The organism is Halalkalibacter lacteus (assembly GCF_036663595.1).
GTDB classification, from domain to species: domain Bacteria; phylum Bacillota; class Bacilli; order Bacillales; family Bacillaceae_D; genus Halalkalibacter; species Halalkalibacter lacteus.
In genome coordinates this window covers 1-9,112 of record NZ_JAWRVL010000060.1, presented here as the reverse complement: position 1 = coordinate 9,112, position 9,112 = coordinate 1, and the positions used below count along the sequence as shown (strand labels likewise).

Annotated in this window: 10 protein-coding genes; 3 read left to right on the top strand and 7 right to left on the bottom strand. The window is 36.1% G+C overall.

The features are described from left to right. Positions 1–282: 282 nt before the first annotated feature. Positions 283–939: a hypothetical protein gene (locus SAZ04_RS21225; RefSeq protein ID WP_332699367.1), complete on the top strand. Its 657-nt coding sequence runs from the start codon at positions 283–285 to the stop codon at positions 937–939. A gap of 11 nt (positions 940–950) precedes the next feature. Here the strand turns inward: SAZ04_RS21225 and SAZ04_RS21220 are convergent, their stop codons facing one another. Continuing rightward, the gene (locus SAZ04_RS21220; RefSeq protein WP_332699364.1) at positions 951–1,211 is read right to left on the bottom strand and encodes a hypothetical protein; all 261 of its coding nucleotides are present in this window, start codon (positions 1,209–1,211) and stop codon (positions 951–953) included. Between the two features lie 215 nt (positions 1,212–1,426). Here SAZ04_RS21220 and SAZ04_RS21215 point away from each other — a divergent pair, with 215 nt between their 5' ends. Beyond that, the gene (locus tag SAZ04_RS21215; protein WP_332699362.1) at positions 1,427–1,810 is read left to right on the top strand and encodes a helix-turn-helix domain-containing protein; all 384 of its coding nucleotides are present in this window, start codon (positions 1,427–1,429) and stop codon (positions 1,808–1,810) included. A 390-nt stretch (positions 1,811–2,200) separates the two neighbouring features. Here SAZ04_RS21215 and SAZ04_RS21210 read toward each other — a convergent pair whose 3' ends face one another. From SAZ04_RS21210 to SAZ04_RS21195, 4 genes are all read right to left on the bottom strand, one after another. After that, the gene (locus SAZ04_RS21210) at positions 2,201–2,884 is read right to left on the bottom strand and encodes a Rep protein (RefSeq protein WP_332699359.1); all 684 of its coding nucleotides are present in this window, start codon (positions 2,882–2,884) and stop codon (positions 2,201–2,203) included. Positions 2,885–3,064: 180 nt separating this feature from the next. Next, on the bottom strand, positions 3,065–3,478 hold the full coding sequence (locus SAZ04_RS21205) for a hypothetical protein (protein WP_332699355.1): 414 nt from the start codon (positions 3,476–3,478) through the stop codon (positions 3,065–3,067). Between the two features lie 139 nt (positions 3,479–3,617). Next, entirely contained in the window at positions 3,618–4,787 is a 1,170-nt protein-coding gene (locus tag SAZ04_RS21200; protein WP_332699352.1) for a relaxase/mobilization nuclease domain-containing protein, read from the bottom strand. Further along, positions 4,754–5,083 (bottom strand): plasmid mobilization protein, encoded by a 330-nt coding sequence (locus SAZ04_RS21195; RefSeq protein ID WP_332699349.1) that lies wholly within the window; start codon positions 5,081–5,083, stop codon positions 4,754–4,756. Before SAZ04_RS21195 ends, SAZ04_RS21200 begins: the two co-directional genes overlap by 34 nt. An 885-nt stretch (positions 5,084–5,968) precedes the next feature. Here SAZ04_RS21195 and SAZ04_RS21190 point away from each other — a divergent pair. Beyond that, on the top strand, positions 5,969–6,544 hold the full coding sequence (locus SAZ04_RS21190; protein WP_332699346.1) for a DUF3967 domain-containing protein: 576 nt from the start codon (positions 5,969–5,971) through the stop codon (positions 6,542–6,544). 731 nt (positions 6,545–7,275) lie between these two features. Here SAZ04_RS21190 and SAZ04_RS21185 read toward each other — a convergent pair. Together SAZ04_RS21185 and SAZ04_RS21180 are read right to left on the bottom strand one after the other, a co-directional pair. Next, positions 7,276–8,052: a hypothetical protein gene (locus SAZ04_RS21185; RefSeq protein WP_332699343.1), complete on the bottom strand. Its 777-nt coding sequence runs from the start codon at positions 8,050–8,052 to the stop codon at positions 7,276–7,278. Positions 8,053–8,126: 74 nt separating this feature from the next. Then, entirely contained in the window at positions 8,127–8,252 is a 126-nt protein-coding gene (locus SAZ04_RS21180; RefSeq protein WP_332699340.1) for a hypothetical protein, read from the bottom strand. Positions 8,253–9,112 lie beyond the last annotated feature (860 nt).

Genomic DNA, 9,112 nt, shown 5'->3' with positions numbered 1-9,112 from the left:
ATCCACGACACGGACAAAAGTTAAGTCAATGGTGGCGGACTAGCGGATTTACTCTACATATGGCAGTAGAGTAGCCTTTACTGATAGTGGCTCTCTTCCCCGCACTTAGTGGCTCAAAACTCCGCAATACCGGCTCATTCCGACCGCAATACTCACCGATCGCCTTGATCGGTTTTTTAGGGAAATTTTATCTCTATTTCAAAATTATATACATATTTTATGCTATCCTAAAAGAAGCATCTATTAGAGAAAAAAGTTTAAGTTGATAGGGGGGATTGGTCGGTGGCTGGAAAACCTGCTAAAACACCAGTTGTGGTGCCAATTAAAATTCCTGTAAGGGGAAAAGAGATATTATTAAAAGAAGATAGTACTCCATTATTTCCATATCAAATTAAAATTATTAAAAGGAAATCCCGAAGTAAAACAGAAGGACAATGGTTATCTGCTGCCAAAGGAATTAAAATCCCATTAACTAAGGATCAGCGAAAAGAAGTGGTTCTAGTTAAGGATAGTATTATAAACATTTTAGATTCAACAAGAGATCCCAAAAGATTATTAATGGTAAAACGAGGATTTGGATTTACAGATCATGCTGTTGAAAGAGTTTTAACTCGTATTGAACGATTATCAGAAGAGGAGTTAGAACTTCTAGGACCAAATTATAAGTTTAGTATTAATCAGGAAACCTTAGAGAAAATTACTCAATCGTTAATTGATTCGAAAGAGGTTAATCAGTTTGCTGAATGGAAGGGACATCCATACTTAAACTTTGGTCTAAATTGTAAGTACGATGATCGAGATGTTGATATTATTGTTAATTTTGCAATTGGGATCTTAATAGTAACTATGATTGTGGTTAAAGAAACTGGTTATGCAGTTCAAAACATTTATTCGTTTGACGGGAAAACCTTCACAAAAAAAACCTTCACCAATGATTAAGGAGAAGGTTTTTATCTTATGAGGTCGAGATCCTCGAAGTTGAAGTTTAAACGTTTGTTTTTGATCATGTAATTAAAAATAATCGTTAGATTATAAACAACATGTGAAGGTAAATATGCGTCTTTTCCGTCTGGACCGAATCCATTAGGGTATTTTGCATGGGGAACATTTTTGACGATTAGATTACCGTTACGAATATCTTTTTTTATTATATCGCTATGATCTTCGTTTTGGAGTTTTTGCACTCGGTCTAATAATCCTCCTAAAGCCATTATTTCCCCCTCCTTCTTAGTATCTTATTTCACTTTTATCTTATACGTGAAACTGTTTTTTTAACAGGTCATACTGTGTAACAAATAAATCCAAACGAGGGAATCTTCTGATTCCCTCGTTTGGATTTATTTGTTACACTATAGTTAAATTTACTATAGTTAGTTAGAAGAAAATTTCTATACTAATTAGAACTTTTTTTCATAAGGGGGATAATATGGATAAGAAAAAAGATGAATTTAACCGTTTTAAAGCAACAACGCTAAGAAAAGAACATTCTCAGTGGAGAGACACTAATTTTTTAAATAAAAAAGGCTTTTTCCCAGTGTTTTATGATTTTAAAGAACATTTATCCAGGTTATCGGGAGGGGCTGTATCGTTATTTATTTATTTTGGTTTACATGCAAATAATCAGACCGGAGAATGCTTTCATAGTATTGACAAGATATCAGTGTATTTTGGTAGATCAACAAGAACAATTAGTTCATGGATTAAGGAGTTGGAGGAGGAAAAATTAATTACTCGAATTCAATTAGAGATGAATGGTACCTCGCATACTTTTATTCGTCCGTATAAAGATGAAGGAAAAATAGGAGAATAATCCAAAATCTTAGCTAAAGGTCTTTTTTAAGAGGCTGTTTTCAAAACAGTCTTTTTTTATGTCTATATGTGGTTAATTATTATTACTCCTAGATATAAGGTTTTGGTTGCCTTGATGGCAACCCTTTTAGCCTTTAAGGCAACAACGAAAAAAATATAAAATTTAGTATTGCAAAACAAGAGTCGAATTGCTATTAAAAGATAGTGATAATAGAGAGGGTTTGTGAAAAGTGGATTAAAGCCTTGATATGACTGGTTTAATTGGTGTTTTAGGGGTGTTAAGAAATCTTAACAGTTTAGAGTAAAAGTGTTAAGAAAACATAACACCTAAAAAAAGGAAAAAATAAAACCGTATCAAAAATAGATACGGTCAAAATCATCTAAAATTACTTTAAAAAAATCTAGAAGGAAGACTTACTTTCTTTCCATTTTGATCTTTAAGCCTTTTTAAAGAATGTTGAAATAGTCTCATAGTTAAGCCATCTAGTTCGACAGTACGAGCTCTAGGAGCACATATAATGATATAAGGATTTACAATCCATGTTCTAGGACTAACAGAACGTCCATTTTCAGTAATTAGTCCTGCTCCTTCAGGATTAAGTAAAATTTCTTTTTCTTTCAATGAGTTCATGATAAGAGAGGTAGCTGTACGAGATTTACCAATCATTTCTGCAATATCAGAAACCGTCGCTGATCTTGCTAAAGTGAATTCTTCATCCTTTTTTTTCTTTGGTGAAAACTTATCTTCTCTTTTAAGAATAACATTAGTCTTAAATTCTAAATAATTTTGAACACGAAATAAAAAACTTTCCTCTGCTTGAGTTAAATAATCAATTTGAACAAGTAAGTCAAGATTTCTATGCATATTTTGAGAAAATGGCTCCCCTGCAAAAATATTTTTTTCAGTTCCAATGTAATGTTTTTCGCCAGTAAGTCTTTCGAGGTCTTTTAACAAGGAGTCTTTAGTTTCTTCTATTTTTTTTCTTTCAACTTCATCTTTCTCAAAATCTCTTTTTTTAGCCTTTTTCTCAGCTTGTTCTAAAGCATTAATCATAAATTCTGTTTTCTTTTTCATACTAATTCCTCTCCCTATGTAGCAGGAATTAGCCCCCATATGATAGAATATAATTATCCTATAAGTGAATAAAGGGACTAATCCCTTGTACGTTGTTGAGAAACCGCCTATCCGACCAAAGACAGGGCGGTTTTTCTCATTTCTCTATGTTTCGACAATAGCAATAAAATCCCCTTTTTTCTATCCTTTTTCAATCTTTACTCTCAAACTCTCTAACAATTTATCATCAACTCTTTTAGGCTTGTATCCCATTCGATCAATTAAGATACCCTCTATAACCCTCATACGAGCCGTATAACGTCTATATTCATTCTCTGCAAAGCCTAATGTCTCCGAATCTATTTCAATCAATTCTGAGCCCTTCTGAACGCCTCTCATGAGGTAATAACATTTTGACCTTTCTTCCCTCACCAATCGAAGCAGAATCAATAAATCATAGGTATGAAAGAGCGACAGCTGATCAAAAGGCAATTTGCATTGATCTAAATAAACAAACTCTCTCATTTTTGGGCGCTGCTTCTTCAAAGGAGCATCACAGAAACCACAAGTTTCAGCATATTCGATATTCTCCAAACCACAGTAAGAACAAATCATGACTTCCATCTCCTAAGGCAACTCAACGCCGAAAAGACTAAATAAATACTTTATTCCTATATACAACGGAACAACGAATACAGCTGTTCCTAGCCCGTATTTTGCCACATCTAACCAATAATTAAGGAAAATCTGTTTTCTAGCGTTCGAGACCATGCGATTGGTGATTTGTTCGATTTCGTTCAACCTGTTTCGAGCGCTCTGGCTCAGACTTTTTATTTCGCTCTGCATCTCGCTCTTTATCTCTTTGAGCTCCTTGTCGATCGTTGCCCTGTTCATGTTTAATTCCTTTTCCAACTTCTCCACCATCTTTGCCAATGTCAGAATGTTGTTGTTGATGTGCTTTTTGTAGTCCTCGTTTACGGTCTGTAAGCTGTTTATCGATTTTTGAGAAGTCGATTTTATCTGCTCCTGAACGTTTTGACTCATGTTTTTGATTTCTTTCAGTTCGCTTGTAATGGCTATTTCCTTGCTCATGTTTTCCTTCAGAAACGTTGACAGATACCCCTCTGTCGCTTTCAGACGTACGATTAACTCCTCGGAATTCGTCAGAAGATGATTCTCCTCGTTCTTGCCCATTCTCTCTTGTTCTTTCTTTAGCAAAGTCATGTTCTAACGTTCCCCTTTCATATGCTAGTCCTAGCGTTTTTCCTCTTACAAACTTCTGCATATCTGGGTGCTTAAAGCTAATGTTTTTTCCACGCTCTTTTACCTCAATCCCGTGTTTATCCGTTACATTCTTTTTAAACTCTTCATAGCTTTTCGACTGTTGTCGTTCATGGTCAATGACCTCACGGATCTCATCTTTCCAACTCATCTCGCCACGCTTCGCAAGACCATATTCAGCTCTATGATAGCGTTGCTCTGCAGACGGTTCTTTCACAACCGAAAGTCCTCTTTCCAGACACAGACGGTCACTTGCTTCACGAATGGTATACAAATCCTTTTTAGAAGACTGATACTTCATCCCATCTTCATAACTGACCGCATTGATGACAATGTGATTATGTATGTGTTCCTTGTCTGTATGCGTGTAAACTGCTACTTCATGCTTTTCTGCAACCTCTTTGGCTAACGCAAGACCCATTTCATTGGCTTCTTCTGGCGTCACTTCCCCAGGCTTAAACGACTGAATCACATGATGTGCTTGAATTCCTTCTGTTTTACCCCACAATTCTCTTGTCGCTTTAAATTGAGCCTTGGCATACTCGGAAGGACAATTAAGGCCTGAAGACACCTCAGAACGCTTCTCAGCATAAGAAATCAGCTTACTTGCTACTTTTGTATTGCCGAGTTGAATTGTTGCCATAATGCATGCAGCTCCCTTTCTACTGCTTGCAATTCCTCTTTCGGAATCGCTTTTCCCTCATTTGCTCGTTTTGATAGCTGATTGACGTTTACGCCAATCCCTCGCAACTGACGAGCCATCTCGAACGCTCCCTCTCTATCAATCTTAGGAGGTTTCATTCTCGCCCCTTGTGCCTTCTTCTTAACGAAGACAGGCACACTCATTCCAAAGTCTTTCGCCATCTGCTCAAGTCTTTGGAATTCGAGGTCGTTCACACGAAATTTAATCTGTCGATTCTCTTTCCTGTTCTCGCCCAAAAAGACCGCCCCTCTTTACCAAATTTTCAATTTGGAGTAATGCCTCATACTCATTTGTGACTGTTCGTCTACTCTGAGTATATCAACATTACTAGAGGGTTGGCAAGCTTCGTATTTGGTACCCAAATACAGCTTGTTGGGGCTTGCCCCAAACCCCAAAAAACCTTGGGCGTTGCCCAAACCCACAAGGGGAAATTTTCCCCTTGACCCCCTCTTAAAAACACCCCCAACCCCCTCAATTTTGAGGGGGCTCCCTCGCCGGTAGGCAAGAACAAAAAAAGGTTTTTTTGTTCAATGCCAAGAGGGTCTTGGTATAGTGAGTCTATCAACTCCTTAAATTCCTTCCACTTCGCTCCAGTCAGACATTTACCGTTGACAGACGCCATACGGGGCGATTCTAGCCCTTTTAAGAGATAACCTTTGTTAAACCCTTTTATCACCTTAAAAACAACAGAGACGCCTTTAAGGCTTAGTCACAGGGTTGCTGCTCTAATCCGTCAGATAACCTTAAAGCCAAGTAGATAGCTACTTTCTGGTTATTTGATAGGCGAGTTAGTCCCATAAATGACCGTTTATGGGCATTACCAAAACTCATTCCCTAAAACAAAGTAACATTTTTACTACCGAATACCGTTTTTAGTACTACATGTAGGGAGCAGATAACATAGATCCAGAATAGGATATACATTTTATGTGAATTATCTGACGGACTACAGCAGCAACCCTGTGACTAGGTCTAATACAAGATTTAACCAACAGAATGTTTTACTCATCCCTCTTTTTTTGGAGTGGTTGCTTAGAGTGTTTAGGCAGGAATCTAGCAGACAGCAGCGAATACTCATTTATTATGAATATTGACTAATTTAACGAGAAGGTGAACGCCTTATGACCGACAACATGCAACAAGAAACAGCGTATTGGACATATCAAGTAGCGGAGCATTTAGGGATTGCAGATAGTACTTTGCGAAAGTGGTGTATTCTATTAGAAAAGAACGGCTACGTCTTTACGAAAGGAGCGAACGATAGTCGAGCATTTACCGAGCATGACATAATGGCACTTAAACAATTTCAAGAGCTTAGTAAAGATCGTAAGGTAACGAAGGAAAGAGCCGCCGTTGTTGTGGTTGAGAAATTCAAAAAGAACATAGGGAACGATGGAACGCCCCCCGTGCCAGTAGATAAAAGTCGTGAAGAAATGCGTTACATATTGGAAGAATTGGAACGACTGAAAAAGTCGGAAGAGGAGCAGAGGCAATTTAACGAAGAGTTAGTACAGAGGTTAGACCGACAGGAAAAATATATAGAAGAGAGTTTAGAAAAACGTGATAAAGCTCTTATGGCTTCTTTTCGTGAAAAGCAAAAAGAAACACAGAAACAATTAGCGGCAACGAAAGAGGAAAAAGAAGCGCAAGAGGCAGCCCAAAAAAAAGGTTTTTGGGCTAGGGTATTCGGTAAATAAACAGGGAACGATGTATCTTAAGAAAATCGAGGTACCTGAAAGATTGCCTTTATTTGAGAGATCTTAGGAAGTACTCCTTATTCCCCTTATAAGAAGATCCTCACGGACGGCTACAGACGCTATATCGGCCTAATACCAGCGAAGCTGCTACCAACCGCAATAAGGAATTGGAGTCATGTTGAACACTTGATTTCATTAGGAGTTTACCTAATTGACTGTAACAAAAACGATCTATTTAGTTACGACTATACCCCTTGTATAAATTGGCTACCAAATGCCTAAAAGACAATGTAACAAAATACTGTCACATAAATTTCTTGTAACAATATTCACTTCAAACTTTTTTGAGACAAATCATCGTAGGGAATATCTTCTTATTGCGGGTGGTGACACCTTGGCTGGTACTACCCGATATCATGACGAAAAAGGTGAAACTAGGTTCAGTCCCTGTTACATACGAAAATAATCCTAGAAAACTGATAGAGAACTAAAAAAACTGTATAAAATTCTACTTTTTTATGCATCTACTAAGCTTCTTCAGAAACCAAAAACGTTGATTTATCAACCATGTATAAAATCCTGCATAAATGATAAAAAACGAACAAAAGCCAAACCCTTTATATATATGGGTTTGGCTTTTTTACGTGCTTCTTATAATTAGGTTTATGTAAACTAAAAATGAATACAGTATACAATCATGATAAAAGGGTCAACCTGATTGGTTGGGTGTTCTAAAAGTTCCTCCAATTAAATCCCAAATTATGATGATTAGAATTAACTTTAAACTGTCTAGTACCATTTTGATTAGCCCTTACGTATTGATCATAATTAGCAGAAATAAAACCGACTGATCCAGTAGCATTTAAGGTCCATTGATAACCACCATATGCAATGCCACCTGAAACATATTGATTTGTATAATCTACATCAGTTACCCAAAAAGCAGGATTGTAATTTGATCTATCTTTTTCTAGATCATATACTTGTAGCGCCCGACTACCATCGCTTTGATAAACTAACTTAGTTTTAAATTCCGTTAATCCAGCACCAAAAATTGTTATTTTACTTACTGCCCAAGGTGTTGTTACCCGATAGGTAGTAGACATAGTGGACATAGTACCAAAATTCTCTATTAAATCCATCTCTACTGAATTATCCTCGTACTCTATAGTATCTATATTACTTATTTCTATTTCCTCACCATTATCTAGTTCATATTTTATAATTTCGTTTGGACTATTAGATGCTTTTTCAATAATATCCAAATAAGTTTCAGGTTGTAGAGCCTTAATAAAATTTTCTTGATCTGCTTCAGAAAGATTTAAAAATGTCTCAAGAATTTCTTGTGCCTGATCATCATTTTTACTTTCCTCTTCAAGATAAGATATATATTGTTCAATTGAAGTGATTACTTCCCAGTAATTTTCTTCTTCTTGTGCAGCGAGCGCTTGTGTAAAGAAACCAAAAGAAAATGCCATAGATAACAATAAAATAAATAGTTTTCTCATTAAAAAGCTCCTTTTATTGATATATTAGTAGTTTTAAAAAACATAATTTTCAGCCTATCTATTAAGGGTAGTTGTTATTGTGTCATAAAAATCCAGTTAAATACATTAAATAAAATGAATACACCAATAATTACTAATACAATAATAAATAGTTTTTTCAATTCATTTTCCACCTTTCGCTTAGATAAAACGTTTTGCATATATTGACTATTTCTCCCCCCAATTCTAGCAAGATATATAAATATTTTGACGAATTTACAGTTTATATCATATATGGAATCTTTAATCTTGCATAGGCTTTTATCCAAAAAAGTAGATTTAAGGTGTATTTGGAGTTAAATTTATAAAGAAAAAAAGAAATCGTTAAGTAAGATTTTTGATACAACAACAGAATGGTCCCAAGGTCAGGAAGTCAAATACAACAGGGTAAAATGTAAAAAAGAATATCTTAAAAAGAGAAATGAATATGAAAATAAATAACTCTTCTTGTTCAGCGAAAGATGTTTTAGCTCAACAAGAAGCAAAAAAGGATCTTCGATTTGAAGATCCTTTTTTCAGTACATATAACATCTGTTATTTGTATTATCTCCTATAAATAAGGTTTTGGTTGCCTTGATGGCAACCATATAGCCTTTAAGGCTACAACGAAAACTAAATAAATTTAGTATTGCAATTCTAAAGCCGAATTGCTATTTAATAGAGAGTGAGAAGGAGTAGAAATTAGTATTGAAGATCTAAAAAAAAAGCATATGAAATAGATTTATAAGCCGATTGATTATTGCGAATGAATTGAGCCACGATTGCGGAGTTTTGAGCCATTCATTGCGGATAAAAGAGCCACCATTTGCGGAACACAGAGCCACAGCGTAGCTGCTTGCCATTGACTGTAACGCCCGATTATTAGTATCCGTTGGAAGGGGGCGGGGCCCCACCAGCGGATGCTTAGAATCGATTTGTCCGTGTTATCATGTTTTGAGCAGGTATGCCTATTAGGCATTATTTATGCCACACTTGCGATAGATCCACGACACGGACAAAAGTTAAGTCAATGGTGGCGGAC

Excerpts from the sequence above, each read along its gene's own strand:
- SAZ04_RS21215 (WP_332699362.1), top strand. The coding sequence starts at position 1,427 with ATGGATAAGAAAAAAGATGAATTTAACCGTTTTAAAGCAACAACGCTA.
- SAZ04_RS21180 (WP_332699340.1), bottom strand. The coding sequence starts at position 8,252 with ATGCAAAACGTTTTATCTAAGCGAAAGGTGGAAAATGAATTGAAAAAA.
- SAZ04_RS21210 (WP_332699359.1), bottom strand. The coding sequence starts at position 2,884 with ATGAAAAAGAAAACAGAATTTATGATTAATGCTTTAGAACAAGCTGAG.
- SAZ04_RS21205 (WP_332699355.1), bottom strand. The coding sequence starts at position 3,478 with ATGATTTGTTCTTACTGTGGTTTGGAGAATATCGAATATGCTGAAACT.
- SAZ04_RS21200 (WP_332699352.1), bottom strand. The coding sequence starts at position 4,787 with ATGGCAACAATTCAACTCGGCAATACAAAAGTAGCAAGTAAGCTGATT.
- SAZ04_RS21190 (WP_332699346.1), top strand. The coding sequence starts at position 5,969 with ATGACCGACAACATGCAACAAGAAACAGCGTATTGGACATATCAAGTA.
- SAZ04_RS21220 (WP_332699364.1), bottom strand. The coding sequence starts at position 1,211 with ATGGCTTTAGGAGGATTATTAGACCGAGTGCAAAAACTCCAAAACGAA.
- SAZ04_RS21185 (WP_332699343.1), bottom strand. The coding sequence starts at position 8,052 with ATGAGAAAACTATTTATTTTATTGTTATCTATGGCATTTTCTTTTGGT.